29 protein-coding genes are annotated in these 26,700 nt (G+C 72.0%); 12 read left to right on the forward strand and 17 right to left on the reverse strand.

The features are described 5' to 3' along the window. Positions 1-61: 61 nt before the first annotated feature. Together P5G50_RS09305 and P5G50_RS09310 are read right to left on the reverse strand one after the other, a co-directional pair. Positions 62-1,450, reverse strand: a complete 1,389-nt coding sequence (locus P5G50_RS09305; RefSeq protein WP_301210754.1) for a purine-cytosine permease family protein — start codon at positions 1,448-1,450, stop codon at positions 62-64. Between the two features lie 146 nt (positions 1,451-1,596). Further along, a complete protein-coding gene (locus P5G50_RS09310) occupies positions 1,597-1,983 on the reverse strand; it encodes a (deoxy)nucleoside triphosphate pyrophosphohydrolase (protein ID WP_301210753.1) in 387 nt (128 codons plus the stop codon). A gap of 29 nt (positions 1,984-2,012) precedes the next feature. Between P5G50_RS09310 and P5G50_RS09315 the strand changes: the two genes are divergently transcribed. Both P5G50_RS09315 and P5G50_RS09320 read left to right on the forward strand, forming a co-directional pair. Then, positions 2,013-2,705, forward strand: coding sequence for a DUF1345 domain-containing protein (locus P5G50_RS09315; protein WP_301210752.1), 693 nt, complete (start codon positions 2,013-2,015; stop codon positions 2,703-2,705). A gap of 42 nt (positions 2,706-2,747) precedes the next feature. After that, entirely contained in the window at positions 2,748-3,299 is a 552-nt protein-coding gene (locus P5G50_RS09320; protein WP_301210751.1) for a cysteine hydrolase family protein, read from the forward strand. Positions 3,300-3,313: 14 nt separating this feature from the next. Here the strand turns inward: P5G50_RS09320 and P5G50_RS09325 are convergent, their stop codons facing one another. Together P5G50_RS09325 and P5G50_RS09330 are read right to left on the reverse strand one after the other, a co-directional pair. Beyond that, positions 3,314-4,495, reverse strand: coding sequence for a hypothetical protein (locus P5G50_RS09325; RefSeq protein WP_301210750.1), 1,182 nt, complete (start codon positions 4,493-4,495; stop codon positions 3,314-3,316). Between the two features lie 135 nt (positions 4,496-4,630). Then, positions 4,631-4,933, reverse strand: a complete 303-nt coding sequence (locus P5G50_RS09330) for a DUF1905 domain-containing protein (RefSeq protein WP_301210749.1) — start codon at positions 4,931-4,933, stop codon at positions 4,631-4,633. Positions 4,934-5,035: 102 nt separating this feature from the next. Here P5G50_RS09330 and P5G50_RS09335 point away from each other — a divergent pair, with 102 nt between their 5' ends. Both P5G50_RS09335 and P5G50_RS09340 read left to right on the forward strand, forming a co-directional pair. Further along, positions 5,036-5,473, forward strand: a complete 438-nt coding sequence (locus P5G50_RS09335) for a DUF7144 family membrane protein (protein ID WP_301210748.1) — start codon at positions 5,036-5,038, stop codon at positions 5,471-5,473. Positions 5,474-5,612: 139 nt separating this feature from the next. After that, a complete protein-coding gene (locus P5G50_RS09340; RefSeq protein WP_301210747.1) occupies positions 5,613-6,239 on the forward strand; it encodes a hypothetical protein in 627 nt (208 codons plus the stop codon). Positions 6,240-6,268: 29 nt separating this feature from the next. On the opposite strand, the gene P5G50_RS09345 is transcribed toward P5G50_RS09340, so the two are convergent. After that, on the reverse strand, positions 6,269-7,708 hold the full coding sequence (locus P5G50_RS09345) for a lipase maturation factor family protein (protein ID WP_301210746.1): 1,440 nt from the start codon (positions 7,706-7,708) through the stop codon (positions 6,269-6,271). Positions 7,709-7,854: 146 nt separating this feature from the next. Between P5G50_RS09345 and P5G50_RS09350 the strand changes: the two genes are divergently transcribed. Beyond that, on the forward strand, positions 7,855-8,397 hold the full coding sequence (locus tag P5G50_RS09350; RefSeq protein WP_301210745.1) for a hypothetical protein: 543 nt from the start codon (positions 7,855-7,857) through the stop codon (positions 8,395-8,397). A gap of 36 nt (positions 8,398-8,433) precedes the next feature. Here P5G50_RS09350 and P5G50_RS09355 read toward each other — a convergent pair whose 3' ends face one another. Further along, entirely contained in the window at positions 8,434-9,105 is a 672-nt protein-coding gene (locus P5G50_RS09355; RefSeq protein WP_435870919.1) for an endonuclease/exonuclease/phosphatase family protein, read from the reverse strand. 148 nt (positions 9,106-9,253) lie between these two features. Here P5G50_RS09355 and ligD point away from each other — a divergent pair, with 148 nt between their 5' ends. Next, on the forward strand, positions 9,254-10,273 hold the full coding sequence (gene ligD / locus P5G50_RS09360) for a non-homologous end-joining DNA ligase (RefSeq protein ID WP_301210743.1): 1,020 nt from the start codon (positions 9,254-9,256) through the stop codon (positions 10,271-10,273). 145 nt (positions 10,274-10,418) lie between these two features. On the opposite strand, the gene P5G50_RS09365 is transcribed toward ligD, so the two are convergent. Beyond that, positions 10,419-11,489 (reverse strand): ATP-dependent DNA ligase, encoded by a 1,071-nt coding sequence (locus P5G50_RS09365; protein WP_301210742.1) that lies wholly within the window; start codon positions 11,487-11,489, stop codon positions 10,419-10,421. 126 nt (positions 11,490-11,615) lie between these two features. Here P5G50_RS09365 and P5G50_RS09370 point away from each other — a divergent pair, with 126 nt between their 5' ends. Continuing rightward, positions 11,616-12,065 carry an SIP domain-containing protein gene (locus tag P5G50_RS09370; protein WP_301210740.1) on the forward strand — a complete coding sequence of 150 codons (450 nt, stop codon included), beginning with the start codon at positions 11,616-11,618 and terminating at the stop codon, positions 12,063-12,065. Between the two features lie 391 nt (positions 12,066-12,456). Here P5G50_RS09370 and P5G50_RS09375 read toward each other — a convergent pair whose 3' ends face one another. From P5G50_RS09375 to P5G50_RS09405, 7 genes are all read right to left on the reverse strand, one after another. Further along, on the reverse strand, positions 12,457-13,314 hold the full coding sequence (locus tag P5G50_RS09375) for an SDR family NAD(P)-dependent oxidoreductase (RefSeq protein WP_301210739.1): 858 nt from the start codon (positions 13,312-13,314) through the stop codon (positions 12,457-12,459). After that, positions 13,311-13,679 (reverse strand): Fe-S oxidoreductase, encoded by a 369-nt coding sequence (locus P5G50_RS09380; protein ID WP_301210738.1) that lies wholly within the window; start codon positions 13,677-13,679, stop codon positions 13,311-13,313. Before P5G50_RS09380 ends, P5G50_RS09375 begins: the two co-directional genes overlap by 4 nt. Continuing rightward, positions 13,676-15,124 (reverse strand): dihydrolipoyl dehydrogenase family protein, encoded by a 1,449-nt coding sequence (locus P5G50_RS09385; protein WP_301210737.1) that lies wholly within the window; start codon positions 15,122-15,124, stop codon positions 13,676-13,678. The genes P5G50_RS09380 and P5G50_RS09385 overlap by 4 nt, the downstream gene beginning before the upstream one ends. Before the next feature lie 37 nt (positions 15,125-15,161). Next, positions 15,162-15,947 carry a crotonase/enoyl-CoA hydratase family protein gene (locus P5G50_RS09390; RefSeq protein ID WP_301210736.1) on the reverse strand — a complete coding sequence of 262 codons (786 nt, stop codon included), beginning with the start codon at positions 15,945-15,947 and terminating at the stop codon, positions 15,162-15,164. Positions 15,948-15,969: 22 nt separating this feature from the next. Further along, positions 15,970-16,956, reverse strand: a complete 987-nt coding sequence (locus P5G50_RS09395) for an arginase family protein (protein WP_301210735.1) — start codon at positions 16,954-16,956, stop codon at positions 15,970-15,972. After that, positions 16,953-17,729 (reverse strand): PspA/IM30 family protein, encoded by a 777-nt coding sequence (locus P5G50_RS09400; RefSeq protein WP_301210733.1) that lies wholly within the window; start codon positions 17,727-17,729, stop codon positions 16,953-16,955. Before P5G50_RS09400 ends, P5G50_RS09395 begins: the two co-directional genes overlap by 4 nt. A gap of 74 nt (positions 17,730-17,803) precedes the next feature. Next, the gene (locus P5G50_RS09405) at positions 17,804-19,903 is read right to left on the reverse strand and encodes a TPM domain-containing protein (protein WP_301210732.1); all 2,100 of its coding nucleotides are present in this window, start codon (positions 19,901-19,903) and stop codon (positions 17,804-17,806) included. Positions 19,904-20,067: 164 nt separating this feature from the next. Here P5G50_RS09405 and P5G50_RS09410 point away from each other — a divergent pair, with 164 nt between their 5' ends. Continuing rightward, entirely contained in the window at positions 20,068-20,814 is a 747-nt protein-coding gene (locus P5G50_RS09410; protein ID WP_301210731.1) for a gamma-glutamyl-gamma-aminobutyrate hydrolase family protein, read from the forward strand. A 39-nt stretch (positions 20,815-20,853) separates the two neighbouring features. Here P5G50_RS09410 and P5G50_RS09415 read toward each other — a convergent pair whose 3' ends face one another. Both P5G50_RS09415 and P5G50_RS09420 read right to left on the reverse strand, forming a co-directional pair. Next, a complete protein-coding gene (locus P5G50_RS09415; RefSeq protein WP_301210730.1) occupies positions 20,854-21,507 on the reverse strand; it encodes a protein-L-isoaspartate(D-aspartate) O-methyltransferase in 654 nt (217 codons plus the stop codon). Positions 21,508-21,566: 59 nt separating this feature from the next. After that, positions 21,567-22,559 carry an SDR family oxidoreductase gene (locus P5G50_RS09420; RefSeq protein ID WP_301210729.1) on the reverse strand — a complete coding sequence of 331 codons (993 nt, stop codon included), beginning with the start codon at positions 22,557-22,559 and terminating at the stop codon, positions 21,567-21,569. A 182-nt stretch (positions 22,560-22,741) separates the two neighbouring features. Here P5G50_RS09420 and P5G50_RS09425 point away from each other — a divergent pair, with 182 nt between their 5' ends. Both P5G50_RS09425 and P5G50_RS09430 read left to right on the forward strand, forming a co-directional pair. Next, a complete protein-coding gene (locus P5G50_RS09425) occupies positions 22,742-23,974 on the forward strand; it encodes a mechanosensitive ion channel family protein (protein ID WP_301210728.1) in 1,233 nt (410 codons plus the stop codon). Continuing rightward, complete coding sequence (locus P5G50_RS09430) at positions 23,971-24,411, forward strand: hypothetical protein (protein ID WP_301210727.1); 441 nt, start codon at positions 23,971-23,973, stop codon at positions 24,409-24,411. Before P5G50_RS09425 ends, P5G50_RS09430 begins: the two co-directional genes overlap by 4 nt. A gap of 6 nt (positions 24,412-24,417) precedes the next feature. Here P5G50_RS09430 and P5G50_RS09435 read toward each other — a convergent pair whose 3' ends face one another. Further along, entirely contained in the window at positions 24,418-25,167 is a 750-nt protein-coding gene (locus P5G50_RS09435; RefSeq protein ID WP_301210726.1) for an alpha/beta fold hydrolase, read from the reverse strand. Positions 25,168-25,395: 228 nt separating this feature from the next. On the opposite strand from P5G50_RS09435, the gene msrB reads away from it, so the two are divergent. Together msrB and msrA are read left to right on the forward strand one after the other, a co-directional pair. Further along, positions 25,396-25,851 carry a peptide-methionine (R)-S-oxide reductase MsrB gene (gene msrB / locus P5G50_RS09440; RefSeq protein ID WP_301210725.1) on the forward strand — a complete coding sequence of 152 codons (456 nt, stop codon included), beginning with the start codon at positions 25,396-25,398 and terminating at the stop codon, positions 25,849-25,851. After that, on the forward strand, positions 25,851-26,366 hold the full coding sequence (msrA, locus tag P5G50_RS09445; RefSeq protein WP_301210724.1) for a peptide-methionine (S)-S-oxide reductase MsrA: 516 nt from the start codon (positions 25,851-25,853) through the stop codon (positions 26,364-26,366). The genes msrB and msrA overlap by 1 nt, the downstream gene beginning before the upstream one ends. Positions 26,367-26,700 lie beyond the last annotated feature (334 nt).

Consider the following 26,700-nt stretch of genomic DNA (forward strand, 5'->3'; position numbering starts at 1 on the left):
GCGTGCGCCGCGGTGGGCGGCGCACGCAGCGGGTGGATCGGGTGCGTGCGAGCCGGGCGGCTCAGTTGGTGGCGACCGCCTCCGGGCCGGCCGTGGCCGGGCCGGCCGTGGCCGGGGTCGTCGCCGCGGAGTCGGCCGGGGCGGCCTGCTGCGTGGTGGCGCGTCCGACGCCGCGGACCCAGCCGAGCTTGCCGGCGATCGTGTAGAGCACGATCGAGAGCAGCAGCGACCAGATCGCGGGGATGCCCCAGGTGACGAAGTAGCCGACCAGCGACGAGACGAGCCACACCACGAGCGTCACCGGGACGATCCGCGGCGCGTACTGCGGCAGGCGGCCGGAGGCGCGGGTCGCGTCGAGGTCGCCGCGCCACTTCCGGACGAAGAAGTACTCGGCCACGATGATGCCCGCGATCGGCGGGAAGGCGACGCCCAGGATGGTCAGGAAGCCGGTGAACGCCGACAGGATGCCCGCCGCCGCCAGCACGGTGCCGACCACACCGAGCACGATCGTCGTGGTCACCCGGTGGAGGTTCTTCGAGAACGCCGTCGAGATGAAGTTCACGAGGCCCAGCGTCGACGAGTAGAGGTTCCAGTCGTTGATCTTGAGCGTGCCGGTGATGACGATGATCAGGCCGACGAAGCCGATGGAGGAGGTCACGATCGCGACGACGTCGCCGGTCGCCGCCGCGTGGGCGAGCAGCACGCCGGCCAGGCCGATAACGAACTCGCCCAGCGTGACGCCGAGCACGGTCTGCTTCACGACGTCGGCGCGGCTGCGGTTGAAGCGGGTCATGTCGGCCGTGATGATCGCGCCGACGATCAGGCCGCCGGCGACGATCCCGGTGCCCTGCCAGATGGTCATGGTCGGGCCGGGCGCGGGCGAGGTCAGCAGCTCGCCGAACGAGTGCTTGGTCAGCTCGCTGATCACCGACCAGCCGACCAGGATCAGGAACAGCGGCACGGTGATATTGGCCAGCCACTGCATCCCGACGAAGCCGAACGCCACGACCGCGGTGACGGCGAGACCGAAGAGCACGCTCCATACCCAGATCGGCATGACGCCGGGCATGAGCGCGTCGAGCGACTGCGCGGAGATGGCGGACTGGATGCCGAACCAGCCGATCAGGCTGATGCCGATCGCGAGGCCGACCAGCGAGGCGCCGATCTCTCCGAAGCCGGTCCAGCGGGCGAGCAGGGCCGTGTTGAGCCCCTCCTTCTGCCCGATGATGCCGACGATGCACATGATGATCTCGAGGATGATCGAGCCGAGCAGGAGCGCGAGCGCGGCCTCCCAGAAGGTCATGCTGTAGCCCAGGGTCGCCCCGAGCAGGAACTGAGAGAGCGCAGAGACCTGGCCGAACCGCTGCACCGCGATCCCGAACCACGGCTTGCGGGCGTCGGGGGTCACGCGGGAGAGGGCGAAGTCGTCGGCATGTGCTGTCCGTGCCATGTGGTGTCCTTCTGACGGGTGTGAGGGGGAGGAGCGGGTTCCGTACACCGTAGAGGGGGTGTTCTGCAGCACGGAATGTGCGATGCGCCTTGATCGAGCGTGTTTCTGTGCCGTTTGCACACCGGCTCGATGGGCCGGGGTCGGTGTTAGCCGCGCGGCGACAGCCTCGCCACCACGGCGAGGTCGGCGTCGGCCCAGTTCAGCGCGCCGAGGTCGCCGGGTGCGACCCACTGCAGCGCGTCGTGATCGGTGCTCGCCGTCGGCGCCCCCTCCGCGAGGGTGGCCGCGTAGCAGGCGAGGTCCACCCGGCCGGTGGTCGTGCGGTCGAGCAGGGCGCCGACGTGGATGGGCACGCCGAGCTCCTCCCGGATCTCCCGCACCAGCGCCTCCTCCGGCCGCTCGCCGGGCTCGACCTTGCCGCCGGGGAACTCCCACCGGCCCGCCGCGTCCTTGCCGGGCGCGCGACGGCAGGCCAGCAGCCTCCCCTCGCGCTCGATCACCGCGGCGACGACGTGGACGGGAACGAGGGGCATGCGTTCATCCTGGACGCTAGCATCCACGTATGTCGACCGTCGCCACCGCCCGCCGCCCCCGCGTGGTGCTCGGTCTCGTGGCGAGCCTGGCCGCGCAGCTCGCGATGATCGCCGTCGGCCTGTGGGCGGTGGTGCTGGAGGAGGACGCCGAGAACACCATCGGCCTGCTCGCCACCTGGTGCGCGATCGGGACCGTGTACGAGATCGTCGTGCTGATCGTCCTGGGGCGTGCCGCCCGGCGTCCCGCGACGGACGTGGGCCGGCCCTCGCGCTTCGAGGTGGGCCGTCTGGCGCGCACGGTCTCGATGACGGCGACCATCCTCGCCAGCCTGATCGGCTTCACCGCGGCGCTGCAGGTGCTCGGCCTGCACAACGACCCGCAGATCGGCTCGCTGATCGACCTCGTCGGGGTGTGGTCGATGCTCCTGGCGTGGGGCTTCCTGCACTGGGGCTTCGCGCAGATCTACTACCAGCGGTACTACTCGGCGGAGGAGCCGATGCTGCGGTTCCCGGCGCCGGTGGCTGCTCCCGCTCCGGCGCCGCGGTTCGTCGACTTCGTGTACTTCGCGTTCACGCTCGGCACGACCTTCGCCGCCTCCGACGTGGAGGTGCTCACCTCCCGCGCCCGGTGGACCGTCGTGTGGCACTCGGTGCTCAGCTACTTCTTCAACGGCCTCATCATCGTGCTCGCGCTCAACACGATCATGTCGGTCGGGCGCTGAGGCCGCGGCCGCCTCCGCCGCGTCGCCTGGCAGGATGAAGGCGTGACCTCAGCCATCCCCACCGTCCTGATCGTGATCGACCTGCAGAAGGGCGTGCTCGAAAGCTGCGTCGACGCCGACGGCGTGGTCGCGCGCACCGCCGCACTGGTCGACCGGGCGCGTGCCGCCGGCACCCCCGTCGTCTGGGTGCAGCACGAGGAGGAGGGCGACCTCGAGCACAGCACCGAGCCGTGGGAGTTCGCCGACGCCCTCGTCCCGGCGGCGGGGGAGACGGTGGTGGCGAAGCGCTACCGCGACGCCTTCGCCGACACCGACCTCGACGAGGTGCTGGAGGGACTGGACGCCGCCCGGCTGGTCGTCGCCGGAGCGCAGAGCGACTTCTGCATCCGCACGACCACCCAGAGCGCGGCCGTCCGCGGCTATGACGTCACGCTCGTCGGCGACGCGCACACCACCACGGACGCCGAGTGGGAGGGCGTCACGATCAGCGCCGAGCAGATCATCGCGCACACGAACCGCTACTTCTCCGGCCTGCGCTACCCCGACCAACTCTTCGCCGTGGAAGCGGCGGCGGAGGTCGTGTTCGGGGAGTAGCGGCGGCGCCACCTTCACGCCCGGGCGCGCAGCAGCACCAGCTCGTGCGTGTCGGCGAGGTAGCACCCGTCGTGGGTGCCGTCGGCGACGGCGAACCCGACCGGGTGCCCGAGCACGCGGAGCGACCCACGGACCGCCGAGGTGACCTCGGTGTAGTGCCAGTCGGGCGCCGCCCACCACAGCTCGTGCACGTACGCGTCCCTGCCGACGAAGAGGACGTGCTGCGTCGGCCGGCCGGGGCCGCCCTCGGCGGCGTAGGACGCGGGCTGCGTCGTGGCCTGCGCTGGCGGCGCTCCCGCCGCCGCGGTCAGGTCGCTGTGCTCCCACTCGCCATCGCCCCGCCACAGCTCGTGCACGTGGCCGTCCCCGCCCACGAAGTCGACGTGTTGGGTCGGCTCCGCGGCGAGCACGTACCCGCACACCATCTCGGCGTCGGAGGCCACCGGTGAGCGGGTGGCGAGCGTCAGGTCCGTCCACGCCCACTCCCCGCCCTCCTCCCGGTACTCGAGGAGGTGCCCGTCGGCGGTCCGCACCACCACGTGGGCGCTCCGCCGGGCGTCGAAGCCGTAGCCCGCGGGCGCGGCGTCCGGAGCGCAGGCCGGCGACCCGGTGAGCGCGGTGAGGTCCTGGTGCCGCCACGCCCCTCCGCCCTCCGCCAGCTGGTGGATGTGCCCGTCGCGCCCCTGATACACGACCCGCTGGGTGTCGTCGTACCGCGTCTCGAACCCGGAGGGCTGCGACAGCGCGAGCGGAGCCTCCGTCACCGCGGTGAGGTCGCGGTGCGCCCAGTCGTCCGCCGCGTCGAAGCAGCTCAGCTCGTGCACGTGCCCATCGAACCGCCGCCCCTGATAGACGACGTGCTGCGTCCCGTCCGCGGACCGCGCGTACCCCCGCGCGGTGGTCGCCGCCTCCGGCGCGCCCGTCAGCGCCGTGAGATCGGTGACCGCCCAGGAGGTGTCGGCGGGGAGGTCCGTGGTCCGGTTGCGCTCACCCTGCTCGCCCTCACCAGGCTCACCGCCGCGCGCCGCAGCCCGGAGCAGGTGGAGGTGCCCCGTCCCGCCGGTCACGGGGGAGTACCCCTGGAACACGACGTACCGCCCTCCGGCCGCGTCGGCCCACGCGGCCGGCTGGTGCACGCCGAGCGGAGCACCGACCGCCTCGGTCAGGTTCGTGACGGTCCACGCGTCGGCACCCATGCTCGACTCCATCCCCTCGAGGTGGATCTGAGCGTAGGCACGCGCGCGGTCGGCGCGGCAGCAGACTCCTCGTTCCCCCAGCAAGCTCGCGTCCGCCGTTCAGCCTGCCTCCAGCCCGCGCGCTCGCGGGTGCTCCTACAGCAGCGTCTCCACCCCGATGCGCACCCGATCGCCCAGCTCGACCCCTTCCGCCCGCCGCACCGACCCCTTGATCGGCAGGACGAACGGCCCGTCCGCGCTCTCCGGGAAGATCGACGTCGCCCATCGCGACCCTCCCAGCGTCACCATCACCTTCACCGACCCGAACCCGGCCGGGGGATGCGGCTGGTCGTGGATCTCCTCCGACACCTCGTCGGGCAGTCGCGCGAACACCCACACCTCACGCCGCGCCGCCCACCGGAACAGCTCGGTCTCGAACTCATATCGCACCCCCGCCACACGACCACTCTGCCACGGACCACCGACATCCGACCCCGGCGACGGACATCGGACCCGCCGCCACCCCTTCCCGCAGCACCCTCACCCCACTACCGTTTCCCCATGTCCGCCACGACGCCGCCCGCCTCCTCCGCCTCCGCCGCTCCCGCCCGCCGCCCCGGCTCCGTCACCTTCGTCGCCGTGCTCACCTACATCAACGGCATCGCGAACATCGTCGGCGGCGTCCTCCTGCTGTTCACGCGCGAGTCGATGGCGCGGGAGAGCGGAGGCTCCGTCGTCGGCCTCACCACCTCGGCCGTCCTCGCGCTGATCCTCGGCATCGTCACGCTGATCGTCGCCAGGGGCCTGCTCGACGGCAGCCGGGTCTCGCGGGCGATCGTCACGGTCGTCATGATCGTGAACCTGATCAACGGCATCCTGCTGCTGTTCACGCTCCAGTTCTTCTCGGGCGTGATCGAGGTGCTCTGGACGCTGCTGCTCGTCTCCCTGCTCTACACGCGCCGCGCCAACGCCTTCTTCGCGAGCGGCCGCGGCGCCTGATCGTCCCGCCGCGGCGTCCCGCACACGCCGCCCGGCAACACGCAGCCGGCGCCGAACGCGCCGACCCGCCCTCCTGATCGGGGAGAATGGTCTGGGCGACGCCGCCGGGCGTCGCGAGTCGTGCTCGGGGAGGTGACGCATGCGCTGGCCGTCGTGGTTCCGCAGGCGCTCCGAGCCGTCCGTGCGCACGCGCCGGTTCGATGAGGACGCCCTGCCGGAGCCTCCGGCCCCCACACTGGAGCAGTCCGTCGAAGAGGGCATGCTGCTCGCGGAATACGCCACCCGCATGGCGGTCAAGAATCACATCGTCGTCGACACGATCCAGTACGGCCACGACTTCGACCCGTCCCGGCACACCGCCGAGGCTGCTGCGATGCTGCGCGAGCTCGCCGCCGAGCAGGGGGAGGCCGCCGGCCGCATCGAGGAGGAGCTGGCCGCCGCCTCCGGCCTGCGCGGCGACGCGATGCACCCGCACGACTACCGCGACGTCGACACCGCCAACCTGACCCTGCGGCGCGACGCCGCGCTCGCGCTGGCCGGCGCGCTTCGGGCGAAGGCCGACTCGGAGCAGCAGCTGCTCGACCTCGTCGAGCGCGGCCGCGCCGACGCCTGGGACGAGGTGCGGCGCGCCATCGAGGCCGGGCTCGACGCGTTCTCCGGCCGCGAGGCGCTGCGCGACGACTACGAGCGCGAGCGCCCCGCGCGCCTCAAGCTGCTGATCTGGCGCGACCTCGCCCGGCTGCAGGAGGAGCGCACGGGGTACTGAGCAGCGCCGGGTACTGAAGGCGACCCCGCCTATCCACGCAGGCTCACCGCCGGCACCAGCGCGCCGACCTCGCTGCGCACCCAACGATCCCCGGTCCGCCGCTTCTCTTCGCGCGTCGTGAACCGGTAGAGGTACATCGTCGCCCGCACCGCCCTGGGCGCACGCCCGTCGAAGGGGTCGGCTCGCAGCAGCTTCAGCGTCGCCCGGTCCGCCTCCAGCAGCCGCAGCAGGAACACCTCGAACCACGGCGAGTCGCGCGAGCCCAGCGCCAGGAACCACATCAGCCAGTCGAGCCGGAGGTGGTACGGCGCGAACTGGCGCGGCAGCCTCCGGACATCGCCCGGCTTGCCCTTGAAGGCGTACTCGTACCACGCGGCGTCGGGGTCGTGCGGATCGTCCTCCGTGCCCTCCACCACGACCTCGAACCGCTCCTTCGTCACGCTCCCGAACGCCCCGTACGCGTTGACGAGGTGCCAGCGGTTGAAGCTCGCATTCATGAGCTGGCGCCGCGAGAACAAGTTCTTGAGCGGAGGCCAGCTCAGCACGACCAGGAACACCGTCACCGCGAGCGACACGATCAGGTACCAGAGCGGGAGGGTGGAGGCGCCGAACGCGCCCACAGGCGCGCCACCGAGCAGCCACGACCACACGCCGTCGCTGATCCCGGCGAAGGCGAGCACGATCGTGATCCAGTTGAGCCAGGCGAAGTTGCCCGTCGCCACCAGCCACAGCTGCGTCAGGATGATGATGGTCGCCGCCGCGCTCGCCACCGGCTGCGGCAGGAACAGCAGCCACGGCACGACGAGCTGCGCGACGTGGTTGCCCAGCACCTCCACCCGGTGCCACCACTTCGGCAGCAGGTGCGCGGTGCGGCTGAGCGGGTTCGGCATGGGCTGCGTCTCGTGGTGGTAGTAGAGGGCCGTCAGGTCGCGCCAGGAGCGGTCGCCGCGCATCTTGATCATCCCGGCCCCGAACTCCAGCCGGAACACCAGCCACCGCACGAAGACGATGATCGTGACGGGCGGTGCGGTGTCCCAGGCGCCCAGGAAGGCGACGACGAAGCCGGCCTCGCAGATCAGGCTCTCCCAGCCGAACCCGTAGAAGGTCTGGCCCACGTTCACGATCGAGAGGTAGAGGAACCAGATCACCAGGAAGACCGGCACGAACACCCAAGTCGGGGTGAGCTGCAGCAGGCCGAGGACGACGAGGGCGGAGAGCGCCGCGCCGGTCCAGGCGACCGCGAGCAGCAGGCGGTCGGAGTAGCGGCGGCGGAACAGCGTCGGTTGCTTGCGCGCGTAGCTCAGCTGCAGGAACCGCGGGACCGGCAGGAGGCCGTGCTCGCCGAGGAGCGCCGGGAACTGGTTCACCGCCGAGACGAACGCGACGAGGTACAGGGCCGCGACCCCGCGTTGCAGGATCTCGCGCGCGATCGTGTACTCGTCTCCCGCGAGCCAGCCGAGAACGTCCATGCGCTGTCACCGTACGCCCGGGCCCGCGTGCGTGCGAGGCGTGCATTTCCGCGCGTCGACGCTCTGGTGACGCGCCGGAGGCCGCGGATAGCGTGCTCGTACCCCACCCGATCCGGCGGTGGGGAGGACGTACCAGGGGGAACGGAATGCTGCGCATCACCACGGTCGACGAGGCCTTCGCCGACATCGACGCCACACTGATCAGCTTCGACGGCGACTCGCTCGCGTGCTGGCGGGAGCCGGCCGTGGAGCCGGTCGCACGGTACCGGCTGCTGCAGGTCAGCACCGTGCAGGCGCTGGCGCCGCCCGCGTCGGCGGTGACGGCCGCGACCGGCCGTGCCCGCGCGAGCACAGAGCATCCGAACGCCTTCCGCCGCTGGACGGAGGCCGACGAGCACACGGTCATCGAGGCGTACCACCGCGGCGACTCCCTCGACGAGATCGCGGTAGCGGTCGGGCGGAGGGTAGGCGGAGTACGCGCCCGGCTGGTCGCGCTCGGCGTCGTCGCGGCGGAGCCGGGGGAGCAGTTCCGGTTCGCCACCACGGCGCGGCCGGCGTTCGGTGACCGCGTCGGCGGTGCGGGGGAGCGTCCGCGCCTGCAGGTGCTCGGGGGAGGGCGCGGGGAGGCGGGAGGCGCGGAGTCGTCCGCCGTCGCGGAGTCGTCCGCCGTCGCGGAGGGCGCGCCGTGACGGGCGCGTGGGCCTGGCCGCGGGCCGGCTCTGCTCCTACGCCGCCAGCCGCGCGTCCAGGCTGATGGCGCGGTGGTCGGAGGCGCCGGCGGGGAGCACGTCCACCCGCTCGATGTCGAAGCCGGTCGAGGTGACGAAGTCGAAGTAGCCGCTGAAGAACCGGTACCGCAGGTAGGTCGGCTCGGTGCTGCGCTTGAGGGTGTAGCCCGAGGTGGTGAGGCGGCGCTCCAGGCCGTGGATGAACCACGGGTAGTTGAAGTCGCCCACCATGATCGCGGGGGTGTCGGGGGCGAGGGAGCGCATCCCCTCGTGGGCGGCGGCGATCTGCTTGCGCCGGAGCGAGTTCGAGGCCGTGAGCGGCGCCGCGTGGAAGGAGCCGATCAGCACGTTCTCGCCGGTGTCGCGGTCGCGCACGTGCACCGCGAGCAGCCGCTCGTGGGCGGGGGCGAGCACGCGGTCGTGGAGGGACTTGTGGACGGCGAAGACCTGGGTGTGGAGGATCTCGTAGCGGTCCTCGCGGATGTACACCGCGAGGCCGAGCCGGTTTCCGCGGGTGGCGTCGGCGAGGACCATGTGATGCAGTCGCTCCGGCAGCGCCTCGTAATCGCACTCCTGCAGGCAGAGGGCGTCCACGTCGTACGTCGAGGCGATGTCGGCGAGCTCGTGGCCCGCCGCGTGCTTGCGGAGGTTGTAACTGACGATCCTCAGGTGGACGCACCCCTTCTTCTCTTCGCTCGACCGCGACGCGGACGCGTCATCATTGTGGCCCATCCATCTGGGGAGACAAGCGGAGCGAGGCCATCGCACACGGAATTCACAACGCGGTCACGAGGAGTTCGGGCGGTACGGTGTTCGCATGGCCTCCGACGCAGTCGTCCTCACCATCCCCGGTCCGCACGGCGATCGCGAGCTGCGCCTCTCCAGCCCCGGCCGCGTGCTGTGGCCCGAGCTGGGCATCACCAAGCTCGACCTCGCGAACTACCTGATCGCGGTGGGGGAGCCGTTCGTCCGCGCCAACGGCGACCGGCCGGTGTCGCTGCAGCGGTTCCCGGACGGCATCGACGGCGAGCAGTTCTTCTCCAAGAACCCGCCGCGTGGCGCTCCCGACTTCATCCGGTCCGTGCCGGTCGTGTATCCGAGCGCGCGGTCGCACCCCCAACTGGTCATCGACGAGCCGGCGGCGGCCGTGTGGGCGGCGCAGATGAACACGGTCGTCTTCCACCCGTGGCCGTCGCGCGCCGAGAACTCGGACAACCCCGACCAGCTCCGCATCGACCTCGACCCGCAGCCGGGCACCGGGTTCGCCGACGCCGTCCCCGCCGCCATCGAGCTGCGGGCCGTGCTGCGGGAGGCCGGGCTCGAGCCCTTCATCAAGACCTCCGGCAACCGCGGCCTCCACGTGTTCGCACCGATCGAGCCGACGCACGAGTTCCTCGACGTCCGCCACGCGGTCATCGCGGCCGCCCGCGAGCTCGAGCGCCGGATGCCCGATCAGGTGACGACCGCGTGGTGGAAGGAGGAGCGCGGCGAGCGCGTCTTCGTCGACTTCAACCAGGCGAATCGCGACCGCACCATGGCGGGCGCCTACAGCCCGCGCGCGCTCGCCCACGCCTCCGTGTCGACGCCGATCACCTGGGACGAGCTCCCGGAGGTCGACCCGGCCGCCTTCACGGTACAGACCATCCCGGAGCGCCTGGCGACGACCGGCGACCCCTGGGAGCGCTTCGACGAGAACCCCGGCCGCATCGACGAGCTGCTGTCCTGGTGGGCCCGCGACCTGGAGGCCGGACTCGGCGAGCTGCCGTTCCCTCCCGACTACCCCAAGATGCCGGGCGAGCCTCCCCGCGTCCAGCCGAGCCGCGCGAAGAAGGAGTAGCGCACCGCGACGTTCCGCGGCTGCGCGCCGCCGAGCAGCGCGGAGGGATGCTCCGCTGCCCCTTCATCCACTTGTCACGACACGCCGCCTCAGGCACCGCCGGGGCGGCATGTCTCGCCCTATCGACGCGTCGGGTCAGGACGTCTCAGGTCAGCACGTCGCCCAGGTCGTAGGCGATCGGGCGGTCGAGCTGTTCGAAGGTGCAGGAGCGGGCGTCGCGGTCGGGGCGCCAGCGTTCGAACTGGGCGGTGTGGCGGAAGCGCATTCCCTCCATCTGGTCGTAGCGCACCTCCAGGACCCGCTCCGGGCGGAGCCGCACGAACGAGACGTCCTTGCCGGAGGAGAAGCGGCTGCGGTCGGTCTCGCCGGTGACCGCGTTGCCGGAGGCGTCGCGCTCCACCAGCGGGTCGAGCTCGTCGATGAGGGCGAGCCGGGTCTTGTCCGTGAAGGCGGAGACGCCGCCGACGTTGCGCAGCTCGCCGTCGTCGCCGTACAGGCCGACGAGCAGCGACCCGACGCCGCGTCCGCTGGTGTGGATGCGGTAGCCGAGCGCGACGACGTCGGCCGTGCGGTGGTGCTTGATCTTGAGCATCGTGCGCTTGTTCGGCGCGTACGCGCCCGAGAGCGGCTTCGCGACGACACCGTCCAGTCCCGCACCCTCGAACTCGACCAGCCAGCGCCGGGCGAGGTCGACGTCGGTCGTCGTCCGTGTGAGCTGGATAGGGGCGGGGAGGTCGCCGGCGAACTCCTCCAGTGCGGCCCGCCGCTCGGCGAACGGCCGGTCGACGTACGACTCGTCGCCGATCGCGAGCAGGTCGAACGCGACGAACGTCGCCGGGGTTTGCTCGGCGAGGAGTTTCACCCGGCTGGCGGCGGGATGGATGCGCTGCGAGAGCGCCTCCCAGTCGAGCCGCTGCCCGCCTGGCTCCCCGCTCGGGACGACGATCTCGCCGTCGAGCACGCACGGCCCGGGGAGGATCCGGCGGAACGCCTCCACGAGGTCCGGGAAGTACCGCGTCAGCATCTTCGACCCGCGGCTGCCGATCTCGACCGGGCCGACTCCGCCATCCTCGCCGGGCTCGGCATAGACGATCGCGCGGAACCCGTCCCACTTGGGCTCGTAGCTGAGCCCGCCGGCGACGCTGTCCGGCTCCGGCACCGCGGGAACGGCCTTGGCAAGCATCGGGGCGATGGGGGAGTACGGGGTCGGGCGCATGGACCGATCATCCCGCGCCCGGCCGGAGAGTGGAAGTGCGGTGAGGGACCGTGCGGGCCGAGGGAGGTGCAGCCTCGCCAGCTCCCGGCCGAGCTTAGGTAAGCCTCGCCTATACTCGTCGGTGAGATGTACCGACCCGATCACGCCACCCACACTTCGGACACCGCGCACCACGACGACCGCGTGCAGTTCGTCGTCGTCGGCGACGAGTCCTCGCTGACCGAGCTGGAGGCGGAGCTGGCCCTGCTGCCGCTCTGCGCCCGCGGCCGCGTCTTCGTGGAGGTCGAGGACGACACCCAGATCGTCCCGCTCGCGGCCCCCATCCGGATGACCGTCACCTGGCTGGCCAGGGCGGCCCGCTCCGGTCGTCCGGGAACGGGGGAGCGCTGCCCGCGAGGCGAGGCCGCGACCCGCGCCCTCCGCGCCTGGTCCGCCGAGATGCTGTGCGACGGCCCCGGCGCCACCCGCGCGATCCTCACCGGAGGCGCCGCCCTCGTCGCCGAGGTCCGCGACCACCTGGTCGACACTGTCGGCATGGCGCCGGAGGCGGTCGTCGCCCGCGCCGCCGCGGCGTGACGTCTACCGCATCCTGACTCCGCCGGATCCTGGCGCCGCTGGGTCCTGGCGCCGCTGCAGCTTGACGCTGCTGGGTCCTGGCGCCGCTGCAGCTTGGCGCTGCTGCAGCTTGGCGCTGCTGCAGCTTGACGCTGCTGCGGCCTGGCGCTGCTGCGGCCTGACGCCACATCCTGACGCCGCGGCCTGTCACCGGCGCATCCGGACCCAGCCTCGCCACGATCCATTTGTCGCGACACGCCGTCTCCTGGACCGTCGGCGCGGCATGTTGTGTCAACTCGATCGGGCCAGGCGGCGTGTCCAGCCAACTCGATCGGGCGCGACGGCGTGTCGTGCCAACTCGATGGGGTGCCTTGTCCCGCCGAGCCGCACGCCGTCCCTCACCCGGCCCCTCTCACCCCCGCACCGCGTCCGCCGTCAGCAGTTCCGTCGCCGACCACAGGTCGCGGCCGAGCTGGGCGTCCCTCGCCTGGGCGGCGGTGCGGCCGTTCGCGTGGAGGCGGTCGAAGTAGGTGCCGCTCGGTGCACCGACCGGGGCCGCGCCGGCGAGGAGGAGGAGCGGGGCGGCGCCCACCTCCACCGGGATGCCGTAGGAGCCGCGGGTCACGGCGTTGCCGAAGCGGATGAGTGGCGAGGTCGAGCCGAAGTTCGTCGCGATCGTGCCGGGGTGGAACGAGTATGCGGTGATGCCCGTGCCCGTGAGACGCTCGGCGAGCTCCGCGATGAAGAGGATGGTCGCGAGCTTCGCGGTGCCGTACGCGCGCCAGCCGCCCAGCCACGGGCGGCGCTCCCAGTCGAGGTCGTCGAGGCGGAGGTGGCCGAAGCGGTTCGCCAGGCTCGCGGTGGAGACGACGCGCACGTCTCTGCCCTCGGCCGCCGTCTGCTGCAGGCGCGGCAGCAGCAGCCGGGTCAGGAGGAACGGCGCGAGATGGTTCGACTGGATGGTGCGCTCGTGCCCGTCGACCGTCAGCTCCCGCGTGCTGTACAGACCGCCCGCGTTGTTGGCCAGCACATCGATGCGCTCGTAACGCTGGAGGAGGGCCTCGGCGAGCCGGCGGACGTCGTCCAGCCGCTCGAAGTCGGCGAGGAACGCGGTACCGCCGACGCGCTCCGCCACCTCCCTGGTGCGCTCGGGGTTGCGCCCGACGACGGCGATCTCGTCGCCCGCCTCGGCCAGCCGTGCCGCGGCAACGGCGCCGATCCCCGAGCTCGCACCCGTGATGACGATCGTGCGGCGCTCCGCGTCGGTCATCGGTATCCGCCCTTCTCGAGGCCGGCCTCGATCTCGAATCGATTGCGCAGCGGATCACGCCCGGAGAGCAGGTAGAGCAGCGGGAACAGCATCCCGTACCGCTGCCACTGCCGCTTGTGGACCGCTTCGTGCTCCAAGATGGCGTCGCTCACGTTGTGGTCGGTGAGGTAGCACCCGCCGACGCACGATCCGCCGCGGCCGAAGGTGCGCTTCGGCATCCCGCGGAAGACGAACAGCCCTCCGCGCCGCTCGACCCGCCCGGTGCTCCAGAGGAAGCCCCAGGTGAAGCCGACAGCGGTGGCGTACAGGTAGCCGAGCCTGCTGATCGGGGAGTCCAGCAGGAGCCGGCCGAGAGGCCCGCTCACTTCTCGGGCCGGCCGTAGGTCTCGAGCAGGCGCAGCCACACCTCGCTGACCGTCGGGTACGACGGCACCGCGTGCCACAGGCGGGTGAGCGGCACCTCGCCCACGACCGCCACGGTCGCGGAATGGAGGAGCTCCGCCACATCCTGCCCGACGAACGTCGCGCCCAGAACCACCCCGCGGTCCTCGTCCACCACCATCCGCGCCGTGCCCTTGTAGTTGTCGGCGACGACGTAGGCGCCGCTGACCGAGCCGATCTCGTAGTCGACGACGCGGATGCGGTATCCCGCCTTCTCGGCGCGGGCCGCCGTGAGGCCGACCGACGCGACCTCGGGATCGGTGAACGTCACCTGCGGCACCGCCTGATGGTCGGCCGTCGCGACGAAGGCGCCCCACGGCTCGAGCGACACCTCATGGCCCTTCGCCCTCGCGGCGATCGCGTCGCCCGCTGCGCGCGCCTGGTACTTGCCCTGGTGGGTCAGCAGCGCACGGTGATTGACGTCGCCGACGCCGTACAGCCAGCCGCCGTCGACGGGCTCGCCGTCCGCGCCCAGCACGCGCATGCTGTCGTCGACGTCGAGCCAGGCGCCGCCCTCGAGGCCGAACGCCTCTAGTCCGAGATCGATGGTGTGCGGCACACGCCCGGTCGCGACCAGGAACTGCTCGGTCACGAGCTCCTGCCCATCGCTGAGGGTCACGCGGAAGTGGGACTCCTCGGTCCGGGCGACCGCCTCCACGCCCGAATCGAGATGGAGGGACGCCCCCAGCTCGCGGAGGGACTCCGCCACCAGCTCGCCGGCGAACGGCTCCTCGCCGCCGAGCAGCCCGCTGCGGGCCACCAGGTGCACCTGCGTGCCGAATCCCGCGTACGCGGTCGCCATCTCGGTCGCGACCACGCCGCCGCCGAGGATCGTCAGCGATTCCGGTGCCCGCTCGGCGCTCGTCGCCTCGCGGCTGCCCCACGGCTCGCTCTCGCGCAGACCGGGGATGTCGGGGAGGAGCGGCGCCGACCCCGTGCAGACGGCCACCGCGTGCTTCGCCGTGAGGACGGTCACCGAGCCGTCGTCGGCCGTGACCGTCACCTCGCGCGGGGCCGTGATCACTCCGCGGCCGCGCACCAGGTCGATGCCGGCGCCGTTCAGCCACTCCACCTGGCCGTCGTCGTTCCAGTCGTTCGTCATGTAGTCGCGCCGACGGAACACGGCGGCCACGTCGAGCTGCCCGGTCACGGCCTCACGGGTGCCGCCGACCCGCTGGGCCGCCCGCAGCAGCGCACCGCTGCGGAGCAGCGTCTTGGACGGCATGCACGCCCAGTACGAGCACTCGCCTCCGACCAGCTCGGCCTCGACGATGACCGTGCGCATCCCGCCCTGCGCTGCCCGGTCGGCGACGTTCTCGCCGACCGCTCCTGCGCCGATCACGATGACGTCGTACTCGGTGGTGGTCATGGGTTCTCCTGACGTGGTGCTGCTCGGTGGACGGTGCTCAACGGCCGACGAACTCGGCCTCGGTACGGGTGAGGAACGCCTCCATGCCGATCCGTGCGTCCTCGCTGCCGGCGAGTCGCACGAGGGCGGGCTGGAGGTCGGCGGCGGCCGCGTCGTCGCCGTCGCGCACCGCGCGCTTGGCGTTGGCGAGCGCGGCCTGCACGGCGAGCGGCGCCTGCGCGGCGATGCGCTCGGCGATGGCGAGCGCGCGGTCGAACTGCTCGCCGTCGTTCACCACCTCCTGCACGAGGCCGATGCGGTACGCCTCCTGCGCGTCGAACAGGTCGCCGGTGAGGATGTACCGCATGGCGTTGCCCCAGCCGACCGCCCGTGGGAATCGCAGCGTGGCCCCGCCGAACGGCAGGATGCCGCGCGACACCTCGATCTGCCCGAACCGGGTCGACCGTGCGGCCACCGCCACGTCGGAGGCCAGGATCAGCTCGATGCCGAGCGTCAGGCAGGTGCCCTGCACGGCCACCACCACCGGCTTGGTGAGCGGCGGCCCCGACACCTGCCAGGGGTCGACGCCGTCCGGCCCGACGAACGACAGCCCGTCGGCGCCGATGCGCGGCCCGAGGTCGGCCAGGTCGAGCCCTGCGGTGAAGTGGTCGCCCACCGCATGGACCAGCCCGACCCGGAGCGACGGGTCGCGTTCGAGCTCGCCGTACGCGTCGGCGAACTGCGTCAGCAGCTCGTAGTCGGCGGCGTTGCGCTTCTCGGGACGGTGGAGACCGATGAGCAGGACGTGCCCGCGGCGCTCGGTGCGGATCTTGGCTGAGGTCATAGCGACACGGTACCTGTCGCCGTCACACGCCCTCCCCGGCATTCGGCGGATCTGTGGACAAGTGGCGCGGACCGCGAGGTGTGGATGAATCCGGGGCCGCCGAGGGAGCGACGGCCCCCGCTCCACCAGCCGAGCCGCCCGCACCCGCCGAGCCGCCCGCCCTGCGCGCCACCGGGCCCGTCAACGCCCCGAGGATGCGCAGGATCACGGGGAGGTCGCGCCCGGCCGCATCCGTCGACTCCGGCGCGAACTCGGTCACCGCGGCGCCGGCCAGCCCGAACCGCGACCGCAGCGCGCGGATCGCGTCGCACAGCGCCTCCGGCGTGACCCCGAACGGCTCCGGATAGCCGATCCCGTCGATCGCCGAGGGGTCGAGCACGTCGAGATCGACATGCACGTACACGGTCGACGCGCCCGTGGCCTCCACCGCCCGCACGATCGCCTCGGGGTCCTCCAGCTCACCCGCCGCGACGAGCCGCACGCCCACCCGGTCGAGGTAGGCGGACTCGCCGTCGTCGAGGGCCCGCGTCCCCGCGAGAACGAGTTGGGCGGGACGCAGCAGCGCGTCGCCCGTGGAGGCGAGCCCGTCCGGCCCGTCGCCGAGCAGCGCCCGCACGACCATCCCGTGGAACGCGCCCGACGGCGACGACTCCACATCGTTGATGTCGGCGTGGGCGTCGAACCAGACGACGGCCACGTCCGCCGAGGGATGCGCCGCGAGCGCGTGCTGCACGCTCGCCAGGTCGGCCGCGCAGTCGCCGCCGATCGTGACGACAGGAGCCTCCAGCAGGGCCAGCTCCGCCAGCGCCGCTTCGCGCACCGCCGTCAGCGACGAGAACCGGTTCACGCCCGTCCCCAGCGACTCGCCGGCCGACGCGGGCACCGGGACGAGGTGCGTGGCGGTGGCGGGGAGGTCGCCGCGGATCGCGTCGGCGCCGTCGATGAGGCGCATCGCGCGCGACGACCCCGAGCCCTGCCACTGCGGGACGACGAGGAAGGACGCGCTCACTGACCCGGCGTGTACGACGCCGACGCCGAGTCGCCCGACCCGGCCTCCACCGCCGCCTGACCGCCGCCGGTCTTCAGGGCCGCGAGCCGCGCCTCCACCTCGGTCATCTCGCCGAGGTCGTCGAGGTCGTTGAACTGGGCGTCGAGGCTGGAGGCGGCGAGCTCCTGGGCGCCGCGCACCCGGGCCTCCTCGCGCTTGATCTTCTCCTCGAAGCGGGAGACCTCGCTGGTGGGGTCGAGGATGTCGATGCTCTTGACCGCGTCCATCACCTGCGACTGCGCCTGGGCGCTCTTCGCGCGGGCGACCAGCTCGGAGCGCTTGCTCTTGAGCTGCTCCAGCTTCTCCTTCATACCGTTGAGGCCCGCCTTGAGCTTCTCGACGACCTCGGTCTGCGACGCGATCTGCGGCTCGGCGGCCTTCGCCTCGTTCTCGGAGGAGATCTGCCGCTGCAGCGCGACCTTCGCCAGGTTGTCGAACTTGTCGGCGTTCGCGCCGTCGCCGGCCGCGCGGTACTTGTCGGCCTGCGTGCTCGCGGCCAGCGCCTTGCGGCCCCACTCGGCGGCGGCCTCCACGTCTTCGCGGTGGTCGTCCTCGAGCAGGCGGAGGTTGCCGATGGTCTCGGCGATGGCGCTCTCGGCGTCGGCGATGCTGTTCGTGAAGTCGCGGACCATCTGGTCGAGCATCTTCTCCGGGTCCTCGGCCTGATCGAGCAGGGAGTTGATGTTCGCCTTCAGCAGCTGTGAGATGCGGCCGAAGATCGACTGCTTTGCCATTGCTCTTCCTTTCGTCCCGCCCCCGCAGGAGGCGCTGATCGTCGCATTCGGTTCAAGCCCCGGTGGGCGGTCGGTCAGAAGCGGCCTCCGCCGCGCCTGCCACGGGTGCCGCCGCCGCCGAAGCTGCCGGGGCTGAAGCCGCCGCCTCCTCCGCCGAAGCCGCCACCGCCGCCGAACATACCCCCGCCACCGCGGTTGCGGCCGCCCCCGCCTCCGCCGAACATCCCGCCCCCACCGCTCAGCACGGAGTCGATGAGGATGCCGCCGAGGATCGCGCCCATCGCCCCGCTGCCGCCGCCGCGCCCGGAGGTGCCGCCGCCGAACATGCCGCCGAGCCCGCCCATGTCGGGCTGGAACCCGCCGACGTCGCGCTGCGCGAGGTCGGTCGCCTCCTCGGCGAGCTGTGCGGCGCGCTGCGCCTGGCCGAGGGCCGTGACGGGGTCGGAGGCCGCGGTCTGCTCCGCCTGCACGACCAGCCGTCCGGCCTCGGCGAGGCGGGTGCGGGCCTCGGCGCCGACCGCGCCACGGCGGGCCGTGATGAAGTCCTCGCACGCGGAGACGCGGGCGTGCGCCGTCAGCAGCGCCTGCCGCAGCGCCGACTGCGCGCGCTGGGTCTGCATCCGGGCGTCGCGGACGCCCTGCAGAGCCTGGTCGATGGAGCGGTTGGCGGTATCGAGGCGCTGCGCCAGCTCCAGCGGATTGATCGGGGGAGCGGCGAGCCGCGCCTTCACGTCGCTCAGGGTCTGCTCGGTGCTCGCGACGACGCCCGCGATGGAGCCGCCGGGGTCGCCGGCGGCCGCCAGGGCCCTGGCCTCGGCGAGGTCGCTCTCGAGCTCGGGCACGAAGGCGTCGATCGCCTGCTGCGTCTTCGCCAGGTCGGCGCCGACCCGGTCGACGGCGTCGAGGAGGAGCGCGGCCTGGTCGACCGACTCCTCCGCCGCGCGGACGCCGACGGCCGCCGCGCTGGTGTCGCCGGCGGTCGCCTTCTGCTGCGCGGCGGCGAGCGCCGAGACCGCGAAGTCGAGTCGCTGCCCGGCCTGGTCGATGTTGTCGCTGACCGTGCTGAGGGAGGCCGCCGTGTACCGCCGGCCGAGGTCGGCGACGGTCGCCTCCGTCTGCTGCACCCGGGCGCGCGCCTTCTGCTCGGCCGCCGCCACCTCGGCGCTCGCCTCCGGGATGCGCTTCTCGAGCGCGCGCAGCTCGTCGAAGGCGTCGGCCTGGTGGTCGAGCCCCTCGTTGGCGGAGGCGCAGAGCTGGATGATGCGGATGTTCCACGCGCGGCGTTCGTCGTCGGTGTCCGGTTCCGCGTCGTCGAGCTGCTGCTTGAGCCGGAAGGCGTCGCGGAGCTGCGCCTTCGCCTGGTCGAGCGCGGCCTGGAAGGGCACCACCGCCTCTGCACCGTACTGCGCGGTGGCGAAACCCAGCTCCTCCTCGCTGGTGCGGATGGCGTCGTCTGTCTGCACGAGGGCCGAGCCCGCTCGGCGCTCCAGGTCTTTCAGCGGCATGGTCTGCAGCTCGCTCTGCGGCTGCGCCGGCGCACCCGGTGCTCCCGGCGCTCCCGAGCCCGGCGCGCCCGCACCGACCCGCTTGCGCGACCGGCCGCGCACCACGAAGAAGATGATCAGCCCCACCACGATCACGCCGATCAGGAAGAACCAGAAGAAGCCGCTGCCGCCGCCTCCACCGCCTCCCGCCGCGTTGGAGAGCCCGTCGACCGCCGCGAGCGCCGCCCCCGACCAGTCGTCGTCGTGCAGCTTGGGCTCGATGTCGTCCTGCTCGATGCGGGTGAGCTGGTCGGAGGAGACAGGGCCGCTGTCGTCGCCGGAGAGGTAGTAGGTGCGGCCCTGCGTCGCGACCGCGAGCACGTAGTCCGACGGACCGAGCCCGTTGCGGCTCGCCGTCTCGTTGGCCCAGTCCTGCGCGTCCGTCGGGTTGGTGAAGTCGTCGACGTACACCACCCACAGGTCGAGCTTGTGCTGCTGGTACAGCCCGTCGATCGCCTTCTCGACCGCGGCGGTCTCGCTGCCGGAGAGCACGCCGGCCTGGTCCACCACCCGGTTCGTCCCCAGCTCGACAGGGTCCTGCGCAGGGGCGGAGCCCGCCGCCGCCACCGCCGGAGCCACCGCAAGGCCGATCGCCAGGAGCACCCCGGTCAGCACACGTCGCAAGCGCATCCCCACACTCTCCCGGCCGTTCCTGAGTTGCCGCCCTGAATCGCTGCCGAGTCTATTGGCGGCGTCCGACGCTGTCACTGTTTCGACCTGTTACGCGCAGGGATGCGGCCGGCGCGGCCTCCCGCCAGGATCGTATGGTCAGCCCACGGCGAGAGGAGGAGCCCGTGCCCGCATCCGGCGCCCGCTCGCTCGCCGTCGTGGAGGCCACGCGCTTCCGCGGCCACGACCCGGCGTACCACGCGTACGTGCAGCTCCTCGTCGGCTCGGTCATCGCCGAGGCGGAGGCGCAGGCATGGCGCGTCAACCGTCTCGCCGCCGACGAGGGCCGCGAGCTGCTGCTCGCCCGCACCGAGGCGGCCGACGCCGTCGTGATCGTCGGGGGAGAGGACATCGCGCCCCGCTTCTACGGCGGCAGCACCGGCTACCCGCACGAGAGCCGCCACCTCGAGGTCGCCGACGACGCGCAGCTCGCGCTCGTGCACCGCTCGATCGAGCGCGGCGTGCCGCTGCTCGGGATCTGCCGCGGCCTCCAGATCGTCAACGTCGCCCTCGGCGGCACCCTCCTGCAGGACCTCGGCGATCACGCCGGGCACGTCAACCGCGGCGTGCCCATCCCCGAGGTGCTCACCACGCACCCGGTGCTGCTGGAGGAGGGGAGCCTCGCGCAGCGCCTCCTCGGCGGGTCCGTCGTCGACGTCCGCAGCGCCCACCACCAGGCCGTCGACGTCGTGGGGGAGGGCCTGGTCGTCACCGGCCGCGCCCCGGACGGACACGTGGAGGCGATCGAGCACCGCGACGCGCCCGTGCTCGCCGTGCAGTGGCACCCGGAGGACCGGCTCGCCCCGGCCGGCCAGCTGGCCGCCCTCCTCGGTGCGCTCAGCGCGGTGCCCGCGGCCGCCGTCGCCGCCTGACCAGCCGGTCGCGCCCGGCCCGCACTCAGGCCTCCCCCCTCAGGCCTCCGGCCACGCCTCGTCCCCGACGAGCGGCACGAACGCCACCGCGCCGAGGTTCGTCTCCCGCAGCTCCCCGTCGGCCCGCCGCTGGAACACGGCCAGGTGCTGCGCCCCTCCCGGCCGCCCGATCGGCATGACGATCCGCCCCCGCGGCGCGAGCTGCTCGACCCACGCCCGCGGGAGGGAGGGCCCGGTCGCCGCCGCGACGATGGCGTCGTAGGGGGCGCCATCGGTCCACCCCAGCGTCCCGTCGCCGGTGACCACGTTCACCCGGTAGCCGAGCGCCTCCAGAGTGGCCGCTGCGGTGACGGCCAGGCCGGGATGCCGCTCGATGCTGACCACCCGGTGCGCGAGCTGTGCGGCGACGGCGGCCGCGTAGCCGGAGCCGGTGCCGACGTCGAGCACGCTGTCCTCAGGGCCGATCCGTGCCGCCTCCAGCATCAGGGCGACGATGTACGGCTGCGAGATCGTCTGCCCGTCGCCGATGGGCATGGGATGGTCCTCGTAGGCGTACCGCGCCGCCGTCTCCGGCACGAACTCGTGCCGCGGCACGCGCCGCATCGCGTCGAGCACACGCTGGTCCTCGATCCCGCGGGCGGCGAGCTGCTGCTCGACCATCCGCCCGCGCTCGGCCTCGTAGTCGACGTCCATGCGGTCATCGAACCACCAGGGGTGGGCGCCGCGCGACGGTGGCGTCCTGCCGGTCGCGGTCAGATCGAGCGCGCGTGCTCCACGAGCCGGTCGAACGCCGCGTCGAGGTCGGGGTCCAGGCGCTGGCGGGAGGCGTCGGCCAGGTACCACTCGACGATCTCGCCCGCGCCGTGCGCGAACGGCACGCTCGCCTGGAACTCCGGCACCAGCGCCTTCACCTTGCTGTTGTCGAAGTGCATCGAGTGCGCCTTGTCGCCGATCAGGCCGGGGCCGAGGTCGGGCACCTCGCGCGCGATCGTCTCGCTAGCCACGTGCACGAGCTCCGCCTCGACGCCGAGCGCCTCGGCGAGGTCGCAATAGATGCGGTCCCAGGTGGGGGCCTCGTCGCCGGTGATGTGGAAGGAGTCGCCCACCGCCTCCGGCCGGCCGAGCAGCCCGACGAAGGCGACGGCGAAGTCGGAGCTGTGCGTGATCGTCCAGCGGCTGGTGCCGTCGCCGTGCACGACGACGGGAGCGCCGCGCCGCATGCGCTCGAGGTCGGTCCAGTGCCCCATGGTCGGGATCATGGTGCGGTCATAGGTGTGCGAGGGGCGCACGATCGTGACCGGGAAGCCGCGCTCGCGGTACGCCTCCACCAGGAGGTCCTCGCACGCGATCTTGTCGCGCGAGTACTGCCAGAACGGGTTGCGCAGCGGCGTCGACTCGGTCACCGGCACGCGCGACGGCGGCTTCTGGTAGGCGGAGGCCGAGCTGATGAAGACGAACTGGCCGACGCGTCCCTCGAACAGGTCGAAGTCGGTCCGGATGTGCTCGGGCGTGAACGCGAGGAACTCGGCCGCGACGTCGAAGCTCCGCTCGCCGAGCACGTGGTGCACGCTCTGCGGGTCGCGGATGTCGGCGTGGAGCACCTCCACCCCGTCGGGCAGCGGACGGGTGGAGCTCGTCCCGCGGTTGACGACGGTGACCTCGTGCCCCGCCTCGAGCGCCCGTGCGACGCACGCCGAGCTGATCACTCCGGTGCCGCCGACGAAGAGGGTCCGCGTCGCTGCCATGGCTCTCCTTACGTTTCGGGGCGCCCCGATGCACCGGCGCCACGGGGACTCAGACTAGCCCGCGGCACCGGTCACCGGAAGGCGGCGCAGGCGTACACTCCACGGCGACCCGTCCGACCCCGACCCGTCCCCGCCGTCCCTGAGTCCCTCGCCCTGCCGTCCCCGAAGGAGCCCGCCCCGCCGTGTCCGCCCTGCGCACCTGGCCGACGCTCGTCATCGCCTGCGTCCTGGCCGTCGTCGCCGCTGTCGTCATCACCGCCGTCGTCGGCCTGATCCTGAAGGCGGTGTCGCGGCGGCGCACCTGGCGCGAGCTGCTGGCGGCGCACGCGCGCATCCCGTTCCGGCTCTTCCTCGTGGTCGTGCTGCTGTGGATCGCCGTCACGCTGACCCTGCCGAAGGACGCGTCCGACGCCTGGCGCAGCGGCCTCCACCACGTCTTCCTGATCCTCACGATCGCGACCGGCACCTGGCTGGTCGCCGCGCTCTTCGTGTTCGTGGAGGACCTGGGGCTCGCCCGCTACCGGCTCGACGTGCCCGACAACCGCATCGCCCGGCGGGTGCGCACGCAGGTGCTGATCCTGCGTCGGCTGACCATCGTCGCCGCGGTGATCATCGGGCTGAGCGCGATCCTCCTGACCTTCCCCGCGCTGCAGGCTGCCGGGGCGAGCCTCCTCGCCTCCGCCGGCATCATCGGCATCATCGCCGGTGTCGCCGCGCAGTCGAGCCTGTCGAACCTGTTCGCGGGCGTGCAGCTCGCCTTCAGCGACGCCATCCGCATCGACGACGTCGTCGTGGTGGAGGAGCAGTGGGGCACCATCGAGGAGATCACGCTCACCTACGTGGTCGTGCACATCTGGGACGACCGCCGTCTCGTGCTGCCGTGCACGTACTTCACCACCAAGCCGTTCGAGAACTGGACCCGGCAGCACAGCGAACTGCTCGGCTCCGTCGAGTTCGACCTCGACTGGCGGGTGTCGCCCGGAGGGATGCGCGCCGAGCTCAACCGCATCCTCGCCTCCACCGACCTCTGGGACGGCCGCACCGGCGTGCTGCAGGTGACCGACGCCGTGGCCGGCTGGGTGCGGGTGCGCGTGCTCGTCACCGCGAAGGACGCGCCGACGCTGTTCGACCTCCGCTGCCACATCCGCGAGCGCCTGATCGACTGGATGCAGCGGTACAGCCCGGCGTCCCTCCCGCGCACGAGGATCGAGCACGTGGAGGCGCCGGAGCAGTCGGTGCCGCCGCTCGGCGCCCGCACGCAGGCGCAGGACGACGCGCGGCTGTTCGGCGGGAGCCCCGAGAAGGAGCAGCGCGCCGCCCAGTTCACCGAGTCCATCCCGATCGTGCAGCAGGACGACGCGCCGCTGCGGGACGCCCCGCAACTGCAGGACTCCGACCGCAAGGAGAATCCATGACCGACCGCCCCGACCCCGCCCACACACGCCCCGAGGGCGTCGACGACGCGACCGTGGAGGCGCTCGGCAAGCTGTCGGAGGCGCTGGAGGTCGTCGAGCACGCCCGCGGCTACCTGTACGGCTTCCATCGCTTGACGGGCCGCGCCGACTTCGCGCTCGGGGAGGCGGTGGACAAGCTCCGGGAAGCCGGGCACCACGAGCTCGCCGAGCGGATCGACCGCGAGCTCGTGGGGCGCAACGTGATCGAGGGACGCTGGACCTTCCAGATCGTCGAGGACTACGACGACAACTATTACGGCATCTTCCGCGACCTCGAGCGCGAGGCCCGCGACCGGCTCGCCGCGGGCCGCCGCCACCTCTTCGAGTCCGAGCTCAAGGAGCAGCGCCGCACCCGCGGCGAGCATGGTCACGCGTCGCGCCCGGACGCCGGGCGCTAGCCCCGGTCAGGCGACGACCGGGGCGTCCTCCACGTCCACCGACTCCGCCGCCGCTGCGATGACGCCGGCCACGACGTCCGCCGCCGCGAGCATCGACACGTGACCGGCCGGGGTCTCCACGATGGTCGCGTTGGCGCGCTCGGCCATGCGGCGCTGGGTCGCGGGCGGGATGATGCGGTCCTCGGTGCCGATGAGCGCCCAGCTCGGGAGGCTCTTCCAGGCGACCGCGTCGAGCGGCGTCGTGTTGGCTGCGAGCGCGAGCGGCCGCTGCGTCGTGTAGACGAGGTCGCGCACGTCCTCCGACAGGTCCTGCGCGAACGAGTTGTCGACCGTCTCGCGCTTGAGGTAGGTGTCGACGTCGCCCTCCGGTGCGCCCGGGTAGGCGACGATGTCGAGCACCGAGGTCGGGTCCGGCACCGCCAGCGCCGACCCGGAACCCGGAAGGATGTCGACGATCGCCTCGCCGACCTCCGGGATGAACGCGTCGACATAGACGAGTGCCCGCACGTCGCCGCCCTTCAGAGCGGCCCCGCTGATCACGGCGCCGCCGTAGGAGTGGCCGGCGAGCACGACGGGTCCGCTGGTGTGCTGGGCGAGGAACGCGCCGACATAGGTGGAGTCCCAGACGGCGCCGCGCAGCAGGTTCGGGGCGCCGAGCACGGTGTAGCCGCGCTCGCGCAATGAGGTGATGACGGGGTTCCAGCTGGCGTTGTCCGCCCACGCTCCGTGGACGAGGACGATGGTGGGGAGCGGCATGGGTCGTTTCCTTCGCTTGACGGGTTCGGGTGGGAGGCTGTGGTGCGCAGGAACGGCGTCAGGCTAGAGCGACGGTGCGCCCGGCGTCTAGCCCTGAAACCGCTCTCATAGGGCTTCCCCGCTCTCAGCGAACCCACAGCATCGCCGGGACCAACCGCGCCCTCCCCGCTGTTGACATCACTGACGGCGCAGCAGCCTGAACGCCAGGAGCTCGCCGAAGGAGGACATGTGACACAGGACTACCGCAAGACCGCGGAGGCCGTCTCGCGACTCAGCCCGCAGCAGTACGCGGTCACGCAGGAGGCGGCGACAGAGCCGGCCTTCCGCAACCGGTTCTGGGACAACCACGACGCCGGGCTCTACGTCGACATCGTGTCGGGGGAGCCGCTGTTCGCGTCGGTCGACAAGTACGACAGCCGCTCCGGCTGGCCGAGCTTCACCGCTCCGGTCGACTCGGGCAACATCGTCGAGAACGTCGACCGCACCTACGGGATGGTGCGCACGGAGGTGCGCTCCGCCCACGGCGACAGCCACCTCGGCCACCTGTTCGACGACGGACCCGCCGAGGCGGGCGGGCTCCGCTACTGCATCAACTCCGCCGCCCTCCGCTTCATCCCGCTCGCCGAGCTGGAGGAGCAGGGCTACGGCGACTACATCCGACTGTTCGAGAAGGAGGACAAGTGATGACGACCGAGAAGGCGATCCTGGCCGGAGGCTGTTTCTGGGGCATGCAGGACCTCATCCGCAAGCGCGACGGCGTCGTGAGCACGCGCGTCGGCTACACCGGAGGCGACGTCCCGAACGCGACCTACCGCAACCACGGCACCCACGCCGAGGCGATCGAGATCGAGTACGACCCGTCGAAGACGTCGTACCGCGAGCTCCTGGAGTTCTTCTTCCAGATCCACGACCCGTCGACCAAGAACCGGCAGGGCAACGACATCGGTATGAGCTACCGCTCGGCGATCTTCTACGAGGACGACGCCCAGCGCCGCGTCGCCGAGGACACCATCGCCGACGTCGACGCCTCCGGCCTCTGGCCGGGCAAGGTCGTGACCGAGGTGGCCCCCGCCGGCCCGTTCTGGGAGGCGGAGCCGGAGCACCAGGACTACCTGGAGCGCATCCCGTGGGGTTACACCTGCCACTTCGCGCGCCCGGGCTGGGTGCTCCCGAAGCGCCAGGAGGCGACGGCGAGCTAGTGTGCTAGCCAGTCGCGATGACGCCTACGGGCGGCCGACCGTTGTGACAAGCCAGGGCCACGAATCGTGGCCCTGGCTTGCTCAATCAAGATGAATACCGACATACTTCAAATACATATATTTGTACCAAGAATACGTACCTCTAGGTTCCTAATGTGCGACATCGGCGTCGCAGAGAGAGCAGGTGCCAATGAGGCGACCACCAGTTCGAGAAAAGACCAGACGGACCCTTCGTAGCCGAACATTGGGTGCAGCATTCACTGCCGTGGCACTCGTCGCAGCGACGCTCGCGTGGGCTGCTCCAAGCTGAGGGCTCACCGGATCAGCCCTCGGT

It is taken from the genome of Leifsonia williamsii (genome assembly GCF_030433685.1).
Classification (GTDB): Bacteria; Actinomycetota; Actinomycetes; order Actinomycetales; family Microbacteriaceae; genus Leifsonia; species Leifsonia williamsii.